Annotated in this window: 1 protein-coding gene; it reads right to left on the bottom strand. The window is 65.4% G+C overall.

Translation table 11 applies throughout. The features are described 5' to 3' along the window. Positions 1-361: transposase (locus R2S09_RS40365; protein ID WP_316746283.1), on the bottom strand; the 361-nt coding region annotated here is incomplete at both ends.

Raw genomic sequence — 361 nt, 5'->3', positions numbered from 1 at the left:
ATGCACGTTTGCACGATCGTCGCAGGCCAGACCGCATTGACCGCGTCCGGCAACCCCGTCAGCCCGTCGCAGACCAGCATCAGCACGTCCGCGGCGCCACGGTTTTTGATCTCGGTCAGCACCTGGAGCCAATATTTAGCCCCCTCGCCCCCGTCGCCGACCCACAGGCCGAGGATGTCGCGGTGGCCCTCCGCAGTGACCGCCACGGCCATGTAGACGGGCCGGTTGGCGACCTGCCCCTCCCTGATCTTCACGTTCACACAGTCGATGAAGACGACCGGGTAAACCGCGTCGAGCGGCCGGTTCTGCCATTCCGTCATCCCCGCGACCACGCTGTCGGTGATCGTGGAGATGGTCTGCT

Source organism: Streptomyces sp. MK7 (genome assembly GCF_032658145.1).
Lineage (GTDB): Bacteria > Actinomycetota > Actinomycetes > Streptomycetales > Streptomycetaceae > Streptomyces > Streptomyces spiralis.
This window is presented reverse-complemented; position numbering and strand designations above follow the sequence as displayed.